The organism is Psychrobacillus sp. FSL W7-1493, from assembly GCF_038004905.1.
Classification (GTDB): Bacteria; Bacillota; Bacilli; order Bacillales_A; family Planococcaceae; genus Psychrobacillus.
The window spans coordinates 797,443-819,084 of the sequence record NZ_JBBOSB010000001.1; the positions used below are offsets into that span (position 1 = coordinate 797,443).

Annotated in this window: 21 protein-coding genes; 19 read left to right on the top strand and 2 right to left on the bottom strand. The window is 36.8% G+C overall.

Going from position 1 to position 21,642, the window contains the following annotated elements; all coding sequences use genetic code 11:
• Nucleotides 1–68: 68 nt before the first annotated feature.
• From MKX96_RS03920 to MKX96_RS03955, 8 genes are all read left to right on the top strand, one after another.
• On the top strand, nucleotides 69–410 hold the full coding sequence (locus tag MKX96_RS03920; protein ID WP_340882137.1) for a MerR family transcriptional regulator: 342 nt from the start codon (nucleotides 69–71) through the stop codon (nucleotides 408–410).
• Nucleotides 411–810: 400 nt separating this feature from the next.
• A complete protein-coding gene (locus MKX96_RS03925) occupies nucleotides 811–1,917 on the top strand; it encodes a TolB family protein (RefSeq protein WP_340882138.1) in 1,107 nt (368 codons plus the stop codon).
• Between the two features lie 553 nt (nucleotides 1,918–2,470).
• Nucleotides 2,471–3,325 (top strand): DegV family protein, encoded by an 855-nt coding sequence (locus tag MKX96_RS03930; protein WP_340882140.1) that lies wholly within the window; start codon nucleotides 2,471–2,473, stop codon nucleotides 3,323–3,325.
• Between the two features lie 346 nt (nucleotides 3,326–3,671).
• On the top strand, nucleotides 3,672–4,661 hold the full coding sequence (locus tag MKX96_RS03935; RefSeq protein WP_340882141.1) for a TAXI family TRAP transporter solute-binding subunit: 990 nt from the start codon (nucleotides 3,672–3,674) through the stop codon (nucleotides 4,659–4,661).
• A complete protein-coding gene (locus MKX96_RS03940; protein WP_340882144.1) occupies nucleotides 4,651–5,118 on the top strand; it encodes a DUF1850 domain-containing protein in 468 nt (155 codons plus the stop codon). Before MKX96_RS03935 ends, MKX96_RS03940 begins: the two co-directional genes overlap by 11 nt.
• The gene (locus MKX96_RS03945; RefSeq protein WP_340882147.1) at nucleotides 5,115–7,130 is read left to right on the top strand and encodes a TRAP transporter permease; all 2,016 of its coding nucleotides are present in this window, start codon (nucleotides 5,115–5,117) and stop codon (nucleotides 7,128–7,130) included. The genes MKX96_RS03940 and MKX96_RS03945 overlap by 4 nt, the downstream gene beginning before the upstream one ends.
• Before the next feature lie 227 nt (nucleotides 7,131–7,357).
• Entirely contained in the window at nucleotides 7,358–7,735 is a 378-nt protein-coding gene (locus MKX96_RS03950; protein WP_169360402.1) for an SET domain-containing protein, read from the top strand.
• A 224-nt stretch (nucleotides 7,736–7,959) separates the two neighbouring features.
• Nucleotides 7,960–10,338 carry a polyprenyl synthetase family protein gene (locus tag MKX96_RS03955; protein ID WP_340882149.1) on the top strand — a complete coding sequence of 793 codons (2,379 nt, stop codon included), beginning with the start codon at nucleotides 7,960–7,962 and terminating at the stop codon, nucleotides 10,336–10,338.
• A gap of 102 nt (nucleotides 10,339–10,440) precedes the next feature.
• Here MKX96_RS03955 and MKX96_RS03960 read toward each other — a convergent pair whose 3' ends face one another.
• A complete protein-coding gene (locus MKX96_RS03960; protein ID WP_340882151.1) occupies nucleotides 10,441–10,998 on the bottom strand; it encodes an STM3941 family protein in 558 nt (185 codons plus the stop codon).
• A 155-nt stretch (nucleotides 10,999–11,153) separates the two neighbouring features.
• Here MKX96_RS03960 and MKX96_RS03965 point away from each other — a divergent pair, with 155 nt between their 5' ends.
• From MKX96_RS03965 to MKX96_RS03990, 6 genes are all read left to right on the top strand, one after another.
• On the top strand, nucleotides 11,154–11,837 hold the full coding sequence (locus MKX96_RS03965) for a hypothetical protein (protein ID WP_340882153.1): 684 nt from the start codon (nucleotides 11,154–11,156) through the stop codon (nucleotides 11,835–11,837).
• A 101-nt stretch (nucleotides 11,838–11,938) separates the two neighbouring features.
• On the top strand, nucleotides 11,939–12,724 hold the full coding sequence (locus MKX96_RS03970; RefSeq protein ID WP_340882155.1) for an SDR family oxidoreductase: 786 nt from the start codon (nucleotides 11,939–11,941) through the stop codon (nucleotides 12,722–12,724).
• Nucleotides 12,725–12,870: 146 nt separating this feature from the next.
• On the top strand, nucleotides 12,871–13,401 hold the full coding sequence (locus tag MKX96_RS03975; RefSeq protein WP_340882156.1) for an SF0329 family protein: 531 nt from the start codon (nucleotides 12,871–12,873) through the stop codon (nucleotides 13,399–13,401).
• 151 nt (nucleotides 13,402–13,552) lie between these two features.
• Complete coding sequence (locus tag MKX96_RS03980) at nucleotides 13,553–14,092, top strand: hypothetical protein (RefSeq protein ID WP_340882158.1); 540 nt, start codon at nucleotides 13,553–13,555, stop codon at nucleotides 14,090–14,092.
• Between the two features lie 194 nt (nucleotides 14,093–14,286).
• Nucleotides 14,287–14,967, top strand: coding sequence for a YwaF family protein (locus MKX96_RS03985; protein WP_340882159.1), 681 nt, complete (start codon nucleotides 14,287–14,289; stop codon nucleotides 14,965–14,967).
• Between the two features lie 96 nt (nucleotides 14,968–15,063).
• On the top strand, nucleotides 15,064–15,531 hold the full coding sequence (locus MKX96_RS03990; RefSeq protein WP_169360410.1) for a hypothetical protein: 468 nt from the start codon (nucleotides 15,064–15,066) through the stop codon (nucleotides 15,529–15,531).
• A gap of 241 nt (nucleotides 15,532–15,772) precedes the next feature.
• Here the strand turns inward: MKX96_RS03990 and MKX96_RS03995 are convergent, their stop codons facing one another.
• Nucleotides 15,773–16,735, bottom strand: coding sequence for an alpha/beta fold hydrolase (locus tag MKX96_RS03995; RefSeq protein WP_340882161.1), 963 nt, complete (start codon nucleotides 16,733–16,735; stop codon nucleotides 15,773–15,775).
• Nucleotides 16,736–16,941: 206 nt separating this feature from the next.
• Between MKX96_RS03995 and MKX96_RS04000 the strand changes: the two genes are divergently transcribed.
• The 5 genes from MKX96_RS04000 to rbsC are packed head-to-tail and all read left to right on the top strand — an operon-like array spanning nucleotide 16,942 to nucleotide 21,631.
• A complete protein-coding gene (locus tag MKX96_RS04000; protein ID WP_340882163.1) occupies nucleotides 16,942–17,925 on the top strand; it encodes a LacI family DNA-binding transcriptional regulator in 984 nt (327 codons plus the stop codon).
• Complete coding sequence (gene rbsK / locus MKX96_RS04005; RefSeq protein ID WP_169360413.1) at nucleotides 17,922–18,806, top strand: ribokinase; 885 nt, start codon at nucleotides 17,922–17,924, stop codon at nucleotides 18,804–18,806. Before MKX96_RS04000 ends, rbsK begins: the two co-directional genes overlap by 4 nt.
• Nucleotides 18,803–19,192, top strand: coding sequence for a D-ribose pyranase (gene rbsD, locus MKX96_RS04010; protein WP_340882167.1), 390 nt, complete (start codon nucleotides 18,803–18,805; stop codon nucleotides 19,190–19,192). The genes rbsK and rbsD overlap by 4 nt, the downstream gene beginning before the upstream one ends.
• 14 nt (nucleotides 19,193–19,206) lie before the next feature.
• Nucleotides 19,207–20,703, top strand: a complete 1,497-nt coding sequence (locus tag MKX96_RS04015) for a sugar ABC transporter ATP-binding protein (protein ID WP_340882170.1) — start codon at nucleotides 19,207–19,209, stop codon at nucleotides 20,701–20,703.
• Nucleotides 20,690–21,631, top strand: a complete 942-nt coding sequence (gene rbsC, locus MKX96_RS04020; RefSeq protein WP_169360416.1) for a ribose ABC transporter permease — start codon at nucleotides 20,690–20,692, stop codon at nucleotides 21,629–21,631. Before MKX96_RS04015 ends, rbsC begins: the two co-directional genes overlap by 14 nt.
• Nucleotides 21,632–21,642: the final 11 nt, after the last annotated feature.

The window sequence follows — 21,642 nt, forward strand, 5'->3', positions numbered from 1 at the left end:
ATCTCCTTTAATTTTGATACTATCAAGCTTAAAGGTTAAACCATACTTTAAGTCAAGGAGGACACTTCGTGTATACAATTCAACAAGCGAGCCTCTTCATAGAAATTCCTGCAAGTTCAATTCGATACTATGAAAAAATAAATTTAATTCCACCAATAAAAAGAAATCAACAAGGGCATCGAATATTTGATGAACAAGCCATTGAACTTTTAAAATTAATTAAATGTTTTAGAAGCCTAGGCATGGCAATTGAAGATATAAGAGAAAATATTTCAAAGCTTAGTTTAGAACAGGAAGAGATTAATACGCAGGCTATATTAATTCAGCACAAGAAAAAATTAGAAGAGCAAATCGATGTCTTAAATACTTTTATTAGTGAAATTGATCAGAAAATTATTTATCATAAATAGGTCAGAAATTTTTAAAGCACCTTGTCAGTGACAGGGTGTTTTTTTGTATGTTGAAAATGAATTTGAGTGGTATGCCGTCTTCTACATGTAAGTTAAAAAGTAGGTTAATAAATTGACATCTTTTGTTAAATGCCACATAATGGCAACAATTATCCAATTGATTGTTATGGTCGTAAATAGGACTTGGGTTGATTCTTACCTGGGTAATTCAAATTACTCCTATTCGAAAAGAAAGCTAACGTCTAATTATAGGTTGCCGCTTCGAACAACTTTAAGAACAAAGCCAAAAGGAGTTATACGTTCTTTTTGTGAACCAAATTTCATATACTAGAGCTTTGATTGTGGATTTTCGAGATTTAATTGATGTTTTTACATAAGATAGGGAAGGGAGATGATTCAGATGAAAAAGCTGGAATTCATTAAGTTTGCTATGCTCATCTTAGTTACACTGACTCTTTCTGCTTGCAGTATAGGGCAGGGGGAAAACAATACAGACAAGGAAGAGCCAGGTGAAGTAATTGTTGATAGTGGAAACGAAACTAACGAAGGTGAAGGAGAACTGATTTCAGTTGAAAAAGTTGAAAAGTATGAGGGTATGGAAATTACCGACTGGATAGATGAACATACCGTCGTGCTTGCCAAAGAAAACCAGGAATTAGAAAAAATGAGTTTGTTAGAAAATGCAGAGTTCTATCCTAGAAGTCTATATACGTACAATTTGGACACTAAAGAATTTAAAACGATCAAGGCCCAAAAAAATATGTTTCTCGGTGGTGCAACTTTGTCTCCGGATAAAAAACACCTCTTATATTATGAAAATTCAATTGGAGATATCGCCTTTTATCAGATGAGTCTAGAGGAAGGGAAACAAACACCCGTTACCGAGGATATTATTGGTAGTGTCTATACCGCTGAGTGGACTGACGAGAACAATATAATCGGTGCTTCCTATGCGGGTGGTGCAGTTATGGCTGATAAGGAAGGGAATGTAACTCAAATTGCCGAGCTTCAAGAGGAGCAATTGTTTAATGCTCATAAAAGGCAAGAAAAAATCTACTATATAACAACAGAAAACCCTTCCTTTCAAGTATATAAGATGGATTTAAAGACCAAAGAAAAAAAGAAACTTCCATTGGAAAATGCAGAGAGAATCACACTTTCTCCTGATGGAAATCAATTACTTGTTACGCAGATAACAGGGAATACGAAAAGGCTAATAATTGCGGATACTGATGGAAATATACAAAGTACAATTGCAGAAGGTTCTGATGTGACAGGCGCTTCTTGGTCTCCGAATCAGCAAATGATTGTATATCAGTCAAACTCTGTCATAAACGGTGAAGAGGTTAGTGGGCTATACCTATTTGAAGTAACATCTGATGAATCCATACAAATTGTTCAAGACATTGGAAATGTGAAAACCAAATGGAGTCCTTCAGGCAAAAAAATTTCCGTTACTGAATTAGACGAAAGAATTTATAACAGCAGTATCATTTCTATTAAATAGTGCAGTTTTCACTAAAGTATTGAATTATACATCAAACTTATTTTGATATTAAAAATGATTGTAAAGTTAGAGGGGGGATCTATTATTCTCTATAATGAGTCAATGTTATAAATATAGGAATTTACTGATTAAACACGAACATTTACAAATGATTGATTGTAGCGGCAGGTGGCGACTCCTGTGGGATGAGTGAGTAATATAAGACATCACATCCACGCGCGTTAGCGATGGGTGATGGCTTATCACTCACCCCACGGAAAGCGTCCGCCGAGAGCGAAAATCAATTCTACTTTAATGGTATAAAAAAGCTTATGATTCAAAAAAAGCAGATCGTCTAGAAGTGCTAAAATGCATATCTGGACAATCTGCTTTTATATTTATCGTCAAAAGGGTATAGGTTAGTATCGTAGATAAATTCTAGACAAAATAGAGCGATAGATTGTATAAATTTTCTGATTATTTAACTGTATAATTTCCCCTTATAGTGTATATTTAGGATAAATAAAATAAACAAGAACGCAGAAAAGACTGCGCATGTTGAAAGGAATGTATTATGAGAAAAATTATCTTGTCGACAGAGAGTGGAGCGGATTTACCGGAGAGCCTGGTAGAAAAATATCAGATTCAAGTAGTACCGATGCATGTGGTCATGGATGGGAAAGATTATTTGGATGGAGAGTTACCTGTAGAGGACGTCTTCGATTATCATAGCCGCACAAAAAAAATCCCATCTACTACAGCAACGAATGTACATGAGTATCAAGAGTTGTTTACAAAAATCAGAACCAACTATCCCGAGAGCATCATTATTCACATTGGCTATACGTCAAAAGCATCTGCGTCCTTTCAAAGTGCATTAATTGCAGCTGAGGAATTTGAAAATCTTTACCTGGTTGATACGCTAAACGTAACAGGGGGACTAGCCGCAGTGGTGTTATATGCAGCCACTTTACTGGAGGAAGAACCTAACATGGATCATGTTAGCCTCATAGAAAAAGTAGAATCTGTGGTTTCAAAAACAAAGCTGGCTTTCATCCCTGGAAGCTTAGACTTTCTTAGATCAGGTGGAAGGGTAAGTAACATGGCTTACATTGGAGGGTCTTTGCTAAAAATAAAGCCATGCATTGAATTAAAAGAAGGAAAGCTTGTTTCAACTAGAAAATACCGTGGGAATATGAGCAAAGTTGCGGAAAAGCTCATGGAAGATTATTTGAACCAATACGATATTGATAGAAAACAGCTATACCTGATTTACTCTATCGGACTCGATGAAAGTATTAAGAGTCGAATAGATGAAATGGCCAAGGAAGCAGGCTTTAAAAATATAACATGGATGCAGGCGGGTGCCATGATTTCTACCCATGCTGGACCTGGAGGATTTGGAATTGCAGGGATAGAAAAAGACTAACATCTCAGGAGTGGAACATTGACTCCACTTACTATGAAGATTGTTTGGATAACATAAAAGACGATTTAGTAGTGTAATAATGCACCTCTAAACCGTCTTTTTTTAATATTGTTTAGCCCATTTCTTGTGAGAATAGCTTTCCATAACTAGTTGTTTGAGGGGAAAGCGAGGGGTTTTTAATTTTTAGGAAAGTGATGTCCTAACACTGCTTTATAGAGCTCTATTATTAACTTAGTTATTAATAAAATTTAGAGAGAAAAAACAACCTAATACACTGAATATAATTAAAATTCTTTATTTTGCAATTTTTGTAATATATAATTATTTTATAAGGGGGAGATAATAAATGATTTCTAAGAAAAAATTATCGTTATTATCCAGTTTGTTACTTGCAGGAGCAATTTTAGCTGCGTGTGGGGATGACACGGAAAATGGAGGTAGCAAAGGGGAAAGTTCATCAGATGATGGATTGTCTACTAATATCGTAACAATCGCAACTGGAGGAGCATCAGGTCCATATAACATTATTGGTACAACATTAGCTGACATCTATACAACGGAGTATGACGTCAATTCTCGTACTCAAACGACAGGGTCATCTGTAGAAAACTTAAATTTAATGGCACAAGGAAAAGTAGAGATGGCCTATGTAATGAGTGATGCTTTATCACAGGCAATCAACGGTGAAGTTAGCTTTAAAGAGCCAATTGAAGGCGTTTCCACAATGGCTACACTTTATCCAAACGTAGTACAAATTATTGCCAAAGCAGATGCAGGGATTGAAACAATTGAAGATTTAAAAGGGAAGCGTGTTGCAGTAGGGGATCAAAATTCTGGGGTAGAAGTAAACGCACGTACTCTCTTAAATGGTCATGGCATTACATATGATGATATTAAAGTAGATTACTTAGGCTATGCTGAAGCTGCAGATGGTTTAAATGCAGGCACAATTGATGCTGCATTCTTAACAAGTGGTATTCCAAACGCTTCTGTAATGGAACTAGCTGAAACAACTGACATCGTTTTAGTTACAGTTAGCCCAGAAAAAGTAGAAGAAATTGCAAAAGAGCATCCATATTTCATCTCCTATGAAATCGCTGCCAATGTATATAGTAATACAGAGCCAGTATTTACAGCAGCGGTACCAAATGCATTAGTTGTAAAAAGTGATTTAAGTGAAGATGATGTGTATAAATTAACTAAAACATTTTTCGAAAGCTTGCCTAAGCTAGTAAACTCTCACCAAGCTGCTGGAGATATATCACTAGAAGGTGCACAAGAAGGTATTATCGGTGACCTTCACCCAGGAGCAAAACGTTATTACGATGAGCAATAAAAAATTGTTCGGGAGTATAGGGATTTTACTTATACTCCTGGCAATTTTTTTCATTCGTTTTCCTGTTGTAGTGTTTGAATTCTCCGATAAAGTTATGTTTGCTAAGACTACGCAGTTCGACTTAGGGTGGATTCATTCCGTAGAAAAAGAAGAATGGATAGAACATTATGAGATTGATCAGGATCAACTACTTTTAGTTAGCACAAAGTTTAAAACTTTTGGTGCAGGAGTTCCCTCTATAGCTGAAGACGTAGAGTTAGTGGACGGTTACGTTATGATGAAAATCAATCAACCGTACAAAGAATTAAATCTCACTATTTCAGAATATGTAGACACTACGATTTACTTCGCTGATAAGGAAATTAAAATATATGACTATGGTGAGACTTATGACACAGTCTTAATCTCAGTTAAGAAAATCTTCATATGGCAGTACTTAGGAGGGGAATTTTTATGAGCGTCAATAGCACAAAAGAGCCTATCGTTGAAGAAATATCAAATGAAGAAATACAGAAGGTACTTGAAAAATACGATAGTGATGCAAAGGTCAGGAAGTTTAATAACAAAAGCATCGTATTTATAATAAGCTTTATGGGTGTTATGTTTTCTTTGCTACATATATATGCGATATTTAATCCAATCCCAACACTAATTATGCGCAGTATCCACTTAATGTTTGCATTAGGATTAGTATTCTTAATTTACCCGACATTTAAAAATCAAGATCGTACAAAAATTCCTATTTATGATTGGATATTCTTTGCCCTAAGCTTATCTTCATTTATATATCTATTCGTTGAGTACGATAATATTATGACGACGCGCGGCGGTATTCCAAATACAATGGATATTGTGATGTCGATTTTAACTGTCTTACTGGTACTAGAAGGTGCTAGACGAGTGACAGGTTTAATATTACCGATATTAGCACTCATATTTTTAGCATATCCGTTCTTTAGTCATGCAGAGTTTTTACCCCGTATTATGATGACGCGTGAGTTTGACTTTGGAGATATTTTTGGTCAAATTTACACGAAAACAGAGGGATTATTCTCAACAGCAATTGGGGCTTCTGTTCAATATATTTTCTTGTTTATTTTATTTGGTGCGTTCCTTGGAAAATCAGGGATGGGACAATTTTTCAATGATTTATCACTAGCACTTGCGGGACATCGACAAGGTGGTCCAGCGAAAGTAGCAGTTATTTCAAGTGCATTCATGGGAAGTATTAATGGTTCTGCCGTAGCAAATGTAGTAGGTACGGGAGCATTTACGATACCATTAATGAAAAAAATTGGGTACGAGAAAAACTTTGCCGGTGCAGTTGAGGCAAGCTCATCCATTGGTGGACAGATTTTACCGCCAGTAATGGGGGCAAGCGCATTTATCATGGCTGAAACGACGGGTATATCGTATGGTACCATCGCGTTGGCAGCAGCGATTCCAGCATTACTATTCTTTTTAGGCTCTCTAGCACAGGTACACTTTAGAGCAGGCCGTTCAAACTTAAAGGGTATTCCAAAGCCGGATCTTCCCCGTATGAAAGAGGTATTAAAAGAGGGCGGACATTTAATGATTCCGCTAGTAGCCTTAGTATGGATGCTGGGTTCAGGGGTTCCTGTAGCCAATACGGCATTCTATACAATTCTAATAACAATTGCGGTGTCGTGGCTAAGAAAAAGTACACGCATGGGCTTAAAGGATATCTTAACGGCACTTGAAGAAGGTACACGCCAGTCTCTTTCCACAATTGTTGCCTGTGGTGTTGTAGGGATTATCATTGCGGTAGTGAACTTAACAAGCTTTGGTTCTACATTAACAGCGGCAATCACTCAAGTAGGTGCAGGTTCATTATTTTTAACTTTATTCTTAACAATGATTGCATCTATTATTTTAGGGATGGGCTTACCGTCTATTCCAGCGTATATTATTACTGCAACAATGGCAGCTCCAGCATTAGCTGAATTCGGCCTACCAATTTTAGTGGCGCATTTATTTGTATTCTACTATGGTATTTTCGCGAACATTACACCACCTGTAGCATTAGCTTCATTTGCAGCAGCTGGTTTATCAGGAGGAAATGCGATGCGTACAAGCTTTATCTCTGTACGTTTAGCGATTGCAGGCTTTATCGTACCGTTCCTATTTGTTTACCAGCCAGCATTATTAATGGTTGATACAACAAATGTAGCAACAAACGCAGTAGACTTCCCAATGGCCTCGATTGGCTCGATTTTACTCGTGTCCTTTATCGCTATTGTTGGAATATTAGGTCTAAGTGCGGCTATTGAGGGGTATTTCTCTACAAACTTAAAAGTCGTAGAGCGCATCATTTTAGGTGCAGCGTCTTTAGGTATGATAATCCCAGAGACATATTCAACAGTAATTGGGACGATTATTGTAGCGGCGATTTTTATTACTAATCATCTTAGAAGTAAGAAAGCGCCTAATGTAATTACAGCAGGATAATGGAATAAAAGGATGCTCTCAAGGTTACTATGACTGATGAGAGCATCCTTTTTAATCATAATTAATATTATCCCGTCCATTCCACAAGAGCATCTAATCTATCCGAAGTGACGTACCCTATATCGATTGCTATTTACGAATGTAAGATAATTAATCATTATTAGAGCCAGATACGATTTTTAATGTTATCCTTAATAAGTAAATTTTAACGTGAATAGGAGAACTACATGATTGAAGTAAAAAAGTCTGAAGTAAGTGATGGCGAATTTAACAGAGGATTATTTGCAACTAAAGATATTAAAAAAGGTGAGCTTTTACATGAGGCACCGGTCATTTCTTATCCAAACGAGCAACATAAGTATATAGAAAAAACTACACTAGGTGATTATGCCTTTGAATATGGTATTGGTAGGTCAGCTATCCTACTTGGCTATGGAATGCTTTTTAACCATTCGTATGAGCCAAATGCTACCTACGAGATTAATTTTAAAAACGAGACTTTCGACTTTTATGCGTATACCGATATTAAAGCCGGAGAAGAGATTTTCATCAATTATAATGGTGATGAGGATGACCAAGAAGAGCTATGGTTTAATAAAGAATAGAAAAATTCATCTAGCTTATGCTAGATGGATTTTTTTATTGTTAAGTAAAGGGGGAAGGAATGTAGCAACCCTAGAGGTAGCTGCCTTCTTATTTTTTATCCTCTTAAAATTAGGCATTTCGGATTGACCTTAAGAATAAATTGTAAGTAACTAGATGAAAACTGAGAATGAAATATAGGTTATAATTACTAGGAAATCATAAAAAATGTAAATGAAGGTGACAGATGAATATTCAATTAAACTCAATAATAAATGCCGATGAATGCTATAGGCAAGCCAATCAGAAAGCCGCCCAATATTTTGATGAGCTTCATATACAGGTTAAGGAAAAAAACTATATCCCCCTTTTAACGGAAGATATAAGGATTTGGAAATCTAATCATGTTAATAATCCCATCCTATCCCTTTTTACAAAGACAAAAGGAAACGCTGATACGAAGGATTTTAACCATTACATACAGTATTTAAATTACAGAGGTAAGCTAGACAGTTACTTAAATCGAAGCATTTCATACATTTTTCTCCGTGATTTAGGAAAATCCCTTGATTCTCATGAAACTCAAGACAGGATTTCGGATGTAGTAAGTAGCTTAAAGGATAAGCTGACGAATTCAAGCGGGGAAGACACGGAAGTAGCAGGGTTTAATGCGGTCGAGTTGTATCGTATGGCAAAAAATGAGAATGTAGAATTAACTTATATTTGGTTATTAAACAAGCTAAAGCAAGTGTCTAACCATATACCTAAAGGTATGGATGCAGAACACGCACAGCGAAAACTTGTTAAAATTATAGCAGGGGTTATCATGCAAGAGATTGAAGAGATGGACAGCGATGTATCTCCTGAAGAGCGTACTAAGAGGCTCGACAAGGCAATCAGACTGGGTTATTCCTATGGATTGACCTATCCATTTATTGATGATTTGCTAGATGCCAAAATACTTTCGAACGAAGAGGAAAAACAATATGCCAATTTAATAAGAACAACACTCACTACGGGTATTGTGCCTGTACTTGGAGAGTGGCTTGGCGAAAATGCAGAGTTGATAATTTATATACACCAAGAGCTTGGAGAGGCTTTTCAGTATATTGAGCAAAATCAGCGACCTGAGACAAGGAAAAAATTCTTTGAGCAAGCGTATGTGTTTTTTCATTCGCAGGAAGTGGATCGTGATAAGAGTTTAATGAATTCGAGCTATACTAATCAGGAGCTTTATATACCGGTTATATTAAAAGCCTCCTCATCAAGGCTAATTGTTCGTTCAGTCCTTAGTACTTCTGACAATCAAGAGATGGATAACCGTACATTTTTTTATGGTATTTATAATCAGCTCTCAGATGATTTCGCTGATATGTTCGAAGATATGAAGGACGGAGCAGTGACTCCTTATACGTATTATTTAAAGTATCATAAAGAACGTCCAGACCTGATCAACCCTTTTGAATTGTATTGGGCTGTTATTAGTAATTTAATTCATAATGTCTATCATTCCGACGAACAAACACGAGAAGTAATATTAGATCGAGCTATTAATGGACTTAAACGGTTAAAGAAGCGGGTAGGCAAAAGTAAATACAAAGAAATTATGGATCTCTTTCGTTTCGGGACGTCAGGTTTTAATAAGCTTCTACAAAAGATGGTTCGAAAAGCAGATGATGTGGACTTCTTTGATAAATTACTAAGAGATCATATGATTACAGTATTAAAGAGTGAAAGTAAAGAAAGAGAGGATTTCTCTAATACGATAAAAATTGTTCGTAATGAAATTAACGAGACATTGTCTATTACTTCTTCTAACAATACCGATTTCGAAGACTCTATAACTGAAGCGACCAATTACAGCTTAGAAGGAGATGGTAAAAGGCTAAGACCGATCGTAGCGTGGTTTATGGGAGTGAAGATTTACAAGTTAGATGAAGCATCTATTGCTCCACTACTAAAATCATTGGAATATCTTCATACTGCCTCTCTTATATTTGACGATTTACCAGCTCAGGATAATGCTCCAATAAGACGCGGACGCTCTACTCTTCATGAAGTTTATAATGTAGCTGTTGCGGAGTTGACAGGTCTTTTCCTCACTCAAAAAGCTATTGAGGAGCAAACTAACTTAAAACAATTTGATGCAAATACTGTGCTACAGATGATTCAATATTCTTCCCACACAATAGCTGAAATGTGTAAAGGTCAGGCGATGGACTTGGACTCTAAAAATAGAACACTTACGAGGGAGCAGTTAAATACCTTATGTTTTTATAAGACAGGAATAGGATTTGAAGCCGCCTTGGTAATGCCTGCGATTTTAGCCAAAGCAAATGAACAGGAGATTGTTGCTCTAAAGAAATTTGCTCGTTATGCTGGCATCGCCTTTCAGATTAAAGATGACCTGCTTGATGTAGAAGGAGATGCAGAGCTACTCGGAAAAGGGCTAGGTAGAGATGCAGAAAACAATAGCACGACGTTCGTTTCTATTATGGGTCAGGAGGGTGCCACTATAGAAATGTGGGAGAACTACTGTCTAGCTATGGATGTTCTTCAAAACGTTTCTATAGATACAACCTTCTTAAAACACTTTTTAAACTATCTTATCAATCGCGAACATTAGAATTGTTGTACAATGTCTAAATACTTATAAAGCAAAATGAAAGGCATCCCTAGAAAATCAAAGGATGCCTTTTAATTTTATCCATGAAAAACATATGCTTTACTAAATGCTAATTTCCTCAACCACTATGGAAGATTTTCTTAAATATTCATCGAAATAAATGCTCATCTCATGTAGAATCTCATCCCGAGTAATTCCTTTTGCTGCTTGTGTATTAATATTAATGTGTCCAGCACCCAGTTTTATATTAGCCTTAATCGCCGTCCTCTTCATGGCGGGTAGAGATTTTATAAACTCATCACCATCGAATAAAAAGACAGTTATAAATACTTGTCCTTGTATAGTGTATGTACCTAATTCCTGGACACGCTCCCATCCGATAAAATCCTTACTAGCAATTGCTGAGGAATAATCATAAAACCCCTTTTCATTCACAACAAGTATTTTCTTTCCAACAATGAAATCTTTAATTATATACAAAAGACAGAAACCAAAAAATAGTATTCCGATTACACCAATAGCTATAAAAATGATGTTCCTTGAATCTTGGCTCCCAAGTCCCGTCAGGAAGACTACTAAACTAGCTGCAACCATGACAAATGCAAGTAAAACAAACTTTAATTGTTTTCCTTTACTTTGATAAACTACAAGCTCCTTCATAATAAGACCCCCTATGGAAATTAACTCATTCCTTAATTTTACATAAAGTATATAAATTTGTCTCCTTGGAGCATTAACTATGAGATTAGAAGTATAAATTTATAATCTATCGAATAAAGTCTATATAAGAAGTTTAAAAATAAGGGGCAATGCATATGAAAATTATCGTAATTTATCTACTTAGCGCTATTTATTTTTTCCTGTCTTTTTCAATGGACCATATGCGATCGATAGGTTTATATTTAATTATTTCAGTTGCCTTGTTTTTCTGGGGGACTTGGGAATGGAAGAGGAGAAATGAAGAGATTAATGAAGAGAATAGAAGAATCACAGAAGAGATTCTAGACGAAATTCCACATACTCAGAAACTAGTAACACCAAATAATCTCAATGCTTTACTCATAAATGAAGTCACGGAAATTCTCTATATAGCTAGTAGAGACGAGCTAGGAAGTGATTTTGAAATAAAAGATATATCTTTTAATAAAGTATTAGAGGCAGCCCTAATAGAAGACGGAAAAACGATATCCGTATTCCCTAAAGAGGGAATACTAAGTAGCCAGATTAAGTTAGAGGATAAAGAGGAAAATGAAGAACTAGAAGAAGAGTATGAGGAAGAAGACGAGGAGCTAGAATTCAGTCTTTGCTTTAAAATCGTCACGGATGATTTGTCGGAGCCTATTCACTATTTTACCTACTTGGAAGATTATAAAGAGGAGTACAAGGAATATGAGGAATACGAAGAGGCTAAGGGAGTTTGTAATGAATGGCATCAAAAGCTAAGCATTATTATTAGACGTTATCAGTATGACCGTGTAATGGTGAATAAATGGAGTTAGGAGGAATTGGATCAGGTCGGTAGCTGATAGGTATCTATGTTTTAGCTAGTCTGTAAAGGGAAGAAAAGAAATAGACTACTATTTTGTTAGGAGGAATACAATTGAGTAAAACAATTTTTATCACTGGAGCCGGAAGTGGCCTTGGAAGAGGGACTGCTATAGGACTAGCTAAAAAAGGGCATCGCTTAATTGCAACCACCGAAACGACTTCCCAAAAAACAGATTTACTTAGAGAAGCTAGAGATCTAGGTTTAGATATGGAAATTTTTAAATTAGATATAACGAATGCGAGAGATCGGGCCCAAATGGAAGACTACGACTTTGATATATTTGTAGCGAATGCTGCTATTAATGAAGGTGGACCACTTGCAGAGGTGCCAATGGATCGTTTTCGTGCATTATTCGAAGTGAACGTATTTGCTACTTTAGAGACAGCACAAATTGCAGCACGCAAGCTAGTGAAAAAAGGGAGCGGTAAAATTGTTTTCCTTAGCTCCGTGGCAGGTCTATCTGCTACTCCATATGTAGGACCGTATACGGCAACTAAGCATACAGTGGAAGCAATTGCGAAAACGATGCAGCAGGAGTTAAAGGAATTTGGCGTTCAGGTAGCTACGATCAATCCAGGCCCATATAATACAGGCTTTAACGATCGAAGCGCAGAGGAAAAATATAAATGGTTTAATGAAGAGCAACATTTTACGAAGAAGGAAGACATGAAAGAGCAAGAGGAGTCCTTGAAGAATCAATATGACCCTCAAGACATGATTGATAAAATGATTGAGATCATCCCGGCAGATAACCACAAATACCGTACTACATGGCCAAAAGAAATCGAAGATAAAATGAAAAAAGATGAACAAAAACGCTGGGAACTAGAAGTCTAGTTCCAAAGGAGAGCATCGCTATTAAGCGATGCTCTTTTTTGATATCTTAATTAAAATTAATTTCATAAGGGAGTACCGTATTTGAAATGTTACACTTAAATTGATGATTGCTGTAAAAAGAAGTCTATAAGATAAAGGGGTATAAAATGTATAGTCCGAAATGGAGTAAAGTAAAAAAACATTTGAAAAGTTTTACTTGTGACTCATTAAAAGATCGAATTGATTTTCACATTATTAATTATCGCAAAGCACATGACCAGTTGGGAAGAGCTGTTATTACAGTCGATAAAAAGGAAATATTAAGTATGTGTACAATTACTGCTGATAGAACAATGCATATTAAAGAATGGGATATTAGAGAGAAACAAAATATCCAATATGATATTGATAATCGAAAGTTAAATTGGGAAGTTGGATTGCAGGCTCATAATATAATTAAAAAAGAAGGCATCTTAGCACAATATGATTTTTTTGATGCATTGGAAGAGTACTTTAATACACCAATTGAAGTGTCTTTAAAGTCAGCTGATATGATTATAAAAATTCTTGCTGTAATTGATAGACGAGTAGGAAAAAGGACATTGCAGAAACTTAAGGAACCTATTAAAAATGAGCATGAAAGTATTCAATTCTTTTTCAGATTGAGGTGTGATGTCGAAGGTATAAGTTTCGATTAAAAAGTCCCGGTTAATCGAACCTAGCAAATTCATTATTAGATATAGTATCAAAAGTAAGTGAGCATAGAGATGCGCTTTTTAACTAATTTTTTTCTATGCATAGTCATTTAACCTCATCATTAATGGAAATATTAAATTTTAAGGAGAAAAAATGAATAAAAGAAAAAGACCATTTGTCATTTCTGTAGCAGCAGTCTCAGGCGGGGGGAAAACTACAGTAGTTAAAGAACTAATAAAAGCATTACATAATTCTAAGGCACTCTATTTTGATGATTATGAATTAGGTGGTCCACATAATTTCAGAGAATGGATAATAAGAGGTGCTAATTATGATGAGTGGGATATAGCCCCTTTCAAAAAGGACTTAATAAATTTAATCGAAGAACCATTGGAGTATATTGTGTTAGATTATCCTTTCGCCAAAATGCATACGGCAGGAAGCGTCTATATTGATATGACTGTATTTATAGATACCCCTTTGGATATTGCAATGGCACGTAGAGTCTTGAGGGATTTCCAGGGGAAATCTGGAGAGGAAATAATAAAAGATATGGAAAATTACAATGCTGGTGGGAGAGCGGGATATCTAGAAATGCTAAAAACGATAATGCCTAATTCTGATTTAGTAGTGGATGGCACATTAAGTGTTGCAGAAATCGTAGCTACCATAGAACAGCACACCAAAAATTAGGAATCGGTCGGTTCTTACCAATAATCGGTCGGTTTTCCCGCAAAATCGGTCGGTTCCGGCAAATAATCGGTCGGTCCCCATAAAAAATAGGTTCCCACAAATATTTACTGCTTCAATATTAACCAAATAGATAAAGGTAAATACTCTAGCTAACTCGAATAGTATTATAGTAATAAAATTGGGTGGTGAGTTAGTTGGAAGAGCGATTTATCATGTTTTCAGTCGAGCATTGGAGTGCGATAGCTGCATTTATTCTTTTCATACTTCTTCTTTTTTTCACAAGGAATCGTTGGCCACAATCTGAGAAGGGGATTCTTCGAGGTGAACGTCTATTTGGCTTGTCGTTGTTAGTGATGGATATTTTATATCATATTTGGCTCATTCAAACAGACAGATGGGAGCTAAGGAATTCACTGCCTCTTGAACTATGCAGTATTAGCCTTCTACTGACAATCGTTCTGCTATGGACGGGTAATCGTTTAGTTTATCAGTTTGTTTTTTTTGCGGGCATAGGTGGTGCAATACAGGCCATGATTACACCTGTATTGGATATGAATTACCCTCACTTTAGATATTTTCATTTTTTTTATACACATGCGGGGATCATACTGGCAGCGTTCTACTTTACTTGGGTCAAAGGATATCGACCGACCTTTAAGGGAATTCTTACAACGATGCTTGCCTTAAATATTTTGCTACCATTTGTTTTTTGGATTAACTCTCTTGTGGACGGAAACTATATGTTTCTACAAAGGAAGCCAGCTGGAGGAAGTTTGTTGGATTTCCTTGGGCCATATCCGTACTATATTCTATCATTAGAATTTGTTGCATTTATAATATTCATATTTTTATGGTTTCTTTTTAAGAAAAAGTAAATTAAACTTATATCTTGGAAGTTGGAATTTTTAAAATAGGTAGAACCTTTTACTTGTTTTTCCGTCTAATCACTTACCAGGAAAGGATGATTGTATATGAAACAACTACTATCAAATAAAATGTCTATGCTTCTCCTTACAACTTTAGGAGCACTTTTACTGTTAGGTGCTTGTAGCGACGAGCCGAAGGAAGAAGAGGCAAAGGAAGAGAAAAAAGAAATGCTAGCCTACGTAAGAGACTTCGATCTACCAAATAAAAGTCTAATCATTGATGAAGTAGAGTGGATTGAGGAATCCGATACGGATCGTATCAAGGAACTAGGGCTAGATACGGAAAAGGATTTAGCTACTGGATTTATGATTTACGATGAATCACAAAAGGCAGAAAGCTTAAAGCTAGCGGAAGATGCTGAGTTCTATTTGGTTAATCAAGATGATACAGCCAAACCAAAGCAAGTAGAGGAAAAGGAATTCGTTTCTTACTTAGCAGTTGTAAAAGGGCCATATGATATAACTTTAGAAGATGGAGTTGTAGTGAAGGTCTCTGAAAAATATACTCCATAAATGGATAGAGGATGGGACAAAAATCTCATCAAAATAATATATAGTTGTTTTCCGTTCCAGCGGACGCTTTCCGGGGGCACGGCTTCAATCTCCTCGTCGCTTTGCTCCTGCGGGGCTTTCAGCTCGCGCTGTTCCCCCAGGAGTCGCCGCCTCCTCTCCAAACAACGATAATTGAGAAGAAATTAGTTACTCTTTAAAATGTAAAGACGTGAATTAGTTATTTCCCTACCCTCCAAAAATTCTACTCCATCCTCTTTATAAATTCCCCCACCTCATCACTCATGGTTTCCGATTGGGTCCAATGTAAATAATGATGACCTTCTAAAGGAACAAGCTTACTTAAAGTGCTATCTTTTAATTGTGTTTCATAAAAAGTAATATTCGATTTACCGTCCTCATTTATTTTTTCGGTGTCACTCGTAAATATCATGACAGGCAAATCTGGAGGAAAGGTAAGTTCCTTTGTTAACTCCATATTTTCTTGGATAAGGTTGGTTTCATTAATGACATTTCCGTTATATCCACTCCAGGATGAAATAAGCTTAGTCATCTTTAAGTTTTCTTTAGAATATGTACTTTCCGCTGCTATTGGTAAAAAACTATCAGGGGTAATGTACATAGCCAATCGCGCCAACCCACTAGGAGCAATAATGCTTAAAGCCTTTGGCATGGTGGGAGCATCTTCTTCAAAGTACTCAAGAGCCTGGGGCAAGGTTGGATCAATGCCGATGATCGCTTTTATCTCTTCAGGGTACTTGTTCGCATAATACATGCTATAAACACCTGAAATAGAATGTGGCATGAGAATATATGGTTCTTGAATATCTAACTGTAATATAGCAGTCCTTATTTCCTCTGTGATGTTTTCCACGCTACGTTTTTTATCAGTTTTCTCACTCCAGCCGTATCCAAATGGCTCTACAACAATAACTCTATTGTCTACTGATAGTTCTTTCACTAGTGGCTCGAAGTCAAGGGCAGGGGCAGCAGTTCCGAGTCCCGTCCATAAAACAATTGTGTTATCTCCTGCTCCTTTTTCATAGACATGCATTTCTTTTCCATCTACCTCAACGTGCTGGCCAATTGCTTCATATTTGTTTATTTCATATAAAGACATGATCTGATGACCAACAAACCATAGAACAAATAGAGCAACCACTCCTAAAACAATATGCTTCGTAATCTTCCATATCTTAAAAATCATAGGTTTCATCCTTTAGTTTTATTTTTATATTCAATGAATATTACGAATAATAGGTCTTTAAGTTCCTTGAAGGCTAGAGAACGCACTGTTATACAACAAAAATGTAGGGGAGGGAAAGTGTAGTATAATTTTTTATTGACAGTTTGAAAACTCCTTGTTATATTGTGTGTAACCGGTTACACATTTAAAGGAGAAGGGGAAAACAGATGGCAAACATTAGAGACGTAGCAAAAGAAGCTGGTGTTTCCGTTGCTTCTGTATCCCGTTATTTAAATAGAAAAGGGTATATCAGTGAAGATACAAAGCTCAAGATTAAAAGAGCTATTGAAAAATTAGAATATATACCTAACCAAGTAGCAAGATCTTTAACGACAAAGCAAACAAACTTTATAGGGTTAATTGTTCCAGATATTACGAATCCATTCTTTCCAGAGCTCGCTCGAGCGGTTGAAGATATCGCATTATCTTATGGATATACAGTAGTTTTGTGTAATTCTGATGAAAAATCTGAAAAAGAAATACATTATATAGATACTTTAAAGCAAAAATATGTAGCAGGGTTTATCGTAACGACAAACCAGCTTCGTGCAAGCCACTATGAAGATTTAAAAGTACCGCTTGTGGCATTAGATCGGATGATTCACGAATCTATTCCTACCATTTCCTCCAATAATGTGGAAGGAGCACGGATGGGAACGAATTACTTGCTGGAAAAAGGCTGCCAAAATATTGTATTTATGAGAGGGCCTAAAGGGCTCGGTCCAGCTGATGATCGATTGACTGGGTTTCTGAAGGCTGTCGAAGGAAAAACAGTACAAACTCATATTATTGAAAGTCCCTTTCATTTTGAGGAGTCAGAAAAGATTGCAAGGGAATTCTTAGCAGATATTAAGGGTGTAGACGGCATATTTGCGAGTACTGATGTATCTGCAGCGGGTGCTTTGAAGGCTGCACATTCATTAGGTATTAGTGTTCCTGACCAGCTACAAATTATGGGGTTTGATGGGATTTCACTTGGAGGAATGTTGACTCCAGGACTGACGACGGTAGCCCAAGACATTTACAAAATGGGTGCTTTGGCAACCCGTGTACTCATTAAAATCATTGAAGAAATTGAGATAGAAGAAAGAGTGATTCAAGTACCTGTAGAGCTAGTGGAACGGGGAACGACAAGGAGTGGACAACGATGATTACAGTTATAGGAAGTATGAATATGGATATTGTAGTGCAAACAGACAACTTTCCCGTCCAAGGGGAAACGGTTTTAGGACAACTCTTTACGACTATCCCCGGAGGCAAAGGAGCAAACCAGGCTGTTGCTGCAGCACGCTTAGGAAGCAATGTACATATGCTTGCTAGCGTTGGAACAGATAGCTTTGGAAGAGAATTATTAGAGGACCTGAAAGCAAATGGAGTAAATACCGATTCAGTTATGCAAACAGAGGAGGCTGCAACTGGAATCGCTAATATTTTATTATCCGAAGGCGATAACAGAATTATCGTCGTCCCTGGAGCAAACTATTTGTTAACTGAGGCAAACATCAAAAGGATGAAAGAAACAATTCAGCAAAGCAAGTTTGTGATCATGCAGCTAGAAATTCCAATTCCTGTGGTGAAATACACGCTAGAGCTTTGCCGAGAGTTAAACGTTCCTGTATTGCTTAACCCTGCGCCAGCTAGTGGTTTTCAGCTAGAATTTATGGACTATGTTGCCTATTTAACACCAAATGAAACGGAGTGTGAGCTAATATTTGGTCAAAATATGGAAGCAACTTTAGAGAAATATCCAAACAAGCTAATTGTGACGTTAGGTAGTGAAGGTGCTAGATATTTTGATGGAACGAAACATATACTCGTACCCGGATTTAAAACAACTGCAGTAGATACGACGGGTGCAGGTGATACATTTAACGGAGCACTCGCTCATGCACTTGGACAAAGTTTAAGTTTAGAAGAAGCGGTTCGTTACGCAAATGCATCTGCCTCTTTGTCTGTAGAAAAATTTGGTGCTCAAGGCGGTATGCCAAGCCATACGGAAGTAGTAAAAAGATTAGAGGGTGTTAGCAATTGAAAAAACATGGCATATTAAATCGTGATTTAGCTGGAATTTTTGCAAAGCTAGGGCATACCGATCAAATTACAATAAGCGATTGTGGATTACCAATTCCTAATGGCGTTACGTGCATCGATTTATCTTATATCCTTGGGAAACCATCATTCGATGAAATTTTAGCAATTGTGTTAGACGATTTAGTAGTGGAAAAGGCTTATGTTGCTGCTGAGATGAAGGTCGCTAATGCAAAAATGCACTATGTAGTGAATAAATCCATTGAACAAATTTCTGAAGTCTCACATGAAAAATTTAAAGCAATGACTAGACAATCTAAAGTTATTATAAGAACTGGTGAGGCTAGTCCTTATGCAAATATAATCTTACAAGCTGGTGTCATATTTTAAAGGTGGTGGAAGCAATGATTCAGATGACTGGTATTACAAAGGCCTTTAATGGAAATACGGTGTTAAATAATGTGGAATTCGAAATAGCACCAGGAGAAATTCATGCGCTAATGGGAGAGAACGGTGCAGGTAAGTCTACCTTGATGAAGATTCTTACAGGTATCTATACAAAAGATGCTGGTGAAATCACTATTAAAGGAAAACCTGTTGAATTTAAAAACCCAAAGGAAGCAGAGCAGGCTGGGATAGCTGTAATCCACCAAGAGCTTAATATTCTTCCAGATCTATCAGTGGCTGAAAACTTATTTCTTGGGAACGAAAAAACCCTTGGTAGATCGGGTATTTTAAAAACAAAAGAAATGAACAAGGCTGCTAGAGAGGTGCTGCTAAGTCTGGGCTTAGATATAGACGTAAAGACGACTGCAAGAAATCTTTCAGTTGGTAAGCAGCAAATAGTTGAAATTGCAAAGGCCATTTCTTCTAATGCAGAGGTCATCATCATGGACGAGCCGACCGCAGCATTAACCGATAGAGAAATAGAGACACTTTTTGAGACTATTAGAGCATTGCAGGCGAAAGGTGTATCCTTCGTCTATATTTCCCATCGAATGGAAGAAATATTTGCTATATGTGACCGCATCACTATTCTACGTGACGGAAGCTATGTAGGTGTTAGAAATATAAAAGAAACAAACTTTGATGAAATTGTACAAATGATGGTTGGGAGAGAGCTAGGCGGACGTTTTCCAGATAGAGAATCTAAAATTGGGGATGTAAAGCTAGTAGCAAAAAACTTAACTAGAAAAGGTTACTTCGAGGATATTTCGTTTGAGTTACGAAAAGGAGAAATACTTGGTATCGCTGGCCTAATGGGTGCAGGAAGAACAGAGGTAGTTCAATCCCTATTTGGTTATAAAAAGCTCGATAGTGGAGAGCTAATACTTGATGGTAAACAAGTGAAAATAAATACTCCGCAAGATGCGATAAAGCTCGGTTTCGGCTTCGTAACAGAGGATAGAAAATCTGAAGGATTGATTTTAGATTTCTCCGTAAAAGAAAATTTAGGTATTACAAATTTTAGTAAAATATCTAAAAATGGTGTTGTGAATACGCAAAAAGAAAAAAGCCTCTATGATTCCATGGTAAAAAGACTAGGTGTACGTACTTCTGGTCCAGATCAAACCGTTAAATCATTAAGTGGAGGGAATCAACAGAAGATAGTCATTGCCAAATGGCTAGGTATTGAGCCAGACATCTTAATATTGGATGAACCGACACGCGGTGTAGACGTAGGCGCGAAAAAAGAAATTTACTCCATTGTTAACACACTTGCAGAAAATGGAGTATCTATCATTATGGTATCCTCCGAGCTTCCTGAAATCATTGGAATGGTCGATCGAGTGCTCGTGATGCATGAAGGAAAGTTAACCGGTGAAGTTACCAAAGAAGAAATGACACAAGAAAAAATAATGCATTACGCTACCGGAGGGGACAAAGTTGCTAAAATCTAGTTCACAATCAGTACTACAAAAATTAGGACCGTTGCTAGGACTTATCTTACTAGTGGTCATCATCACTATATTAAGCCCAAATTTTTTAACCGTAAATAACTTAATGAATGTACTTAGACAGGTTTCTATTAATGCGCTTATCGCGTTTGGGATGACCTTCGTCATTTTAACTGGAGGGATTGATCTATCAGTTGGATCAATTTTAGCTCTAACAGGAGCAGTTACAGCAGGATTACTTGCTAGTGGAATGGATCCAATTTTAGCTATGCTAATAGGTCTTATTCTGGGAGCTGTTCTAGGAGCAATTAACGGAATTATTATCTCTAAAGGAAATGTTGCTCCATTTATCGCTACTTTAGCAACAATGACTATATACCGAGGATTGACATTAGTTTACACAGAAGGTAGACCAATATCAGGTTTAGGCGATTCTGTATCTTTTCAAATGATTGGGAAAGGATATTTCTTAGGTATACCTGTACCAGTCGTAACAATGGCTGTTGCATTTGGAGTTCTATACTTTATCTTAAAAAAGACGACATTTGGTCGTCGAGTTTATGCGGTCGGAGGTAACGAGGAGGCTTCTCGTCTTTCTGGTATTAAGGTTGGCCGTATTAAAATATATGTTTACGCATTAACCGGTGCACTAGCAGCACTTGCTTCTCTTATTTTAACATCTCGTTTGAATTCAGCTCAGCCTACTGCTGGTAACATGTTTGAACTAGATGCCATTGCAGCGGTAGTACTTGGTGGCACAAGCTTAACAGGTGGTCGTGGTTGGATTGTTGGTACTTTAATCGGGGCACTTATAATCGGTGTCTTGAATAATGGTCTAAATTTAATTGGGGTATCCTCTTTCTTCCAGCAAGTGGTGAAGGGTGCAGTTATATTATTAGCAGTATTAATCGATCGTAAAAAAACAGCATAAAGGAGAAATAA

Excerpts from the sequence above, each read along its gene's own strand:
- MKX96_RS03940 (WP_340882144.1), top strand. The coding sequence starts at position 4,651 with ATGAGCAATAAAAAATTGTTCGGGAGTATAGGGATTTTACTTATACTC.
- MKX96_RS03995 (WP_340882161.1), bottom strand. The coding sequence starts at position 16,735 with ATGATTTTTAAGATATGGAAGATTACGAAGCATATTGTTTTAGGAGTG.
- rbsK (WP_169360413.1), top strand. The coding sequence starts at position 17,922 with ATGATTACAGTTATAGGAAGTATGAATATGGATATTGTAGTGCAAACA.
- MKX96_RS03975 (WP_340882156.1), top strand. The coding sequence starts at position 12,871 with ATGTATAGTCCGAAATGGAGTAAAGTAAAAAAACATTTGAAAAGTTTT.
- MKX96_RS03965 (WP_340882153.1), top strand. The coding sequence starts at position 11,154 with ATGAAAATTATCGTAATTTATCTACTTAGCGCTATTTATTTTTTCCTG.
- MKX96_RS03980 (WP_340882158.1), top strand. The coding sequence starts at position 13,553 with ATGAATAAAAGAAAAAGACCATTTGTCATTTCTGTAGCAGCAGTCTCA.
- MKX96_RS03955 (WP_340882149.1), top strand. The coding sequence starts at position 7,960 with ATGAATATTCAATTAAACTCAATAATAAATGCCGATGAATGCTATAGG.
- MKX96_RS03990 (WP_169360410.1), top strand. The coding sequence starts at position 15,064 with ATGAAACAACTACTATCAAATAAAATGTCTATGCTTCTCCTTACAACT.
- MKX96_RS03935 (WP_340882141.1), top strand. The coding sequence starts at position 3,672 with ATGATTTCTAAGAAAAAATTATCGTTATTATCCAGTTTGTTACTTGCA.
- MKX96_RS03930 (WP_340882140.1), top strand. The coding sequence starts at position 2,471 with ATGAGAAAAATTATCTTGTCGACAGAGAGTGGAGCGGATTTACCGGAG.
- MKX96_RS03925 (WP_340882138.1), top strand. The coding sequence starts at position 811 with ATGAAAAAGCTGGAATTCATTAAGTTTGCTATGCTCATCTTAGTTACA.
- MKX96_RS04015 (WP_340882170.1), top strand. The coding sequence starts at position 19,207 with ATGATTCAGATGACTGGTATTACAAAGGCCTTTAATGGAAATACGGTG.
- MKX96_RS04000 (WP_340882163.1), top strand. The coding sequence starts at position 16,942 with ATGGCAAACATTAGAGACGTAGCAAAAGAAGCTGGTGTTTCCGTTGCT.
- MKX96_RS03945 (WP_340882147.1), top strand. The coding sequence starts at position 5,115 with ATGAGCGTCAATAGCACAAAAGAGCCTATCGTTGAAGAAATATCAAAT.
- MKX96_RS03950 (WP_169360402.1), top strand. The coding sequence starts at position 7,358 with ATGATTGAAGTAAAAAAGTCTGAAGTAAGTGATGGCGAATTTAACAGA.
- MKX96_RS03960 (WP_340882151.1), bottom strand. The coding sequence starts at position 10,998 with ATGAAGGAGCTTGTAGTTTATCAAAGTAAAGGAAAACAATTAAAGTTT.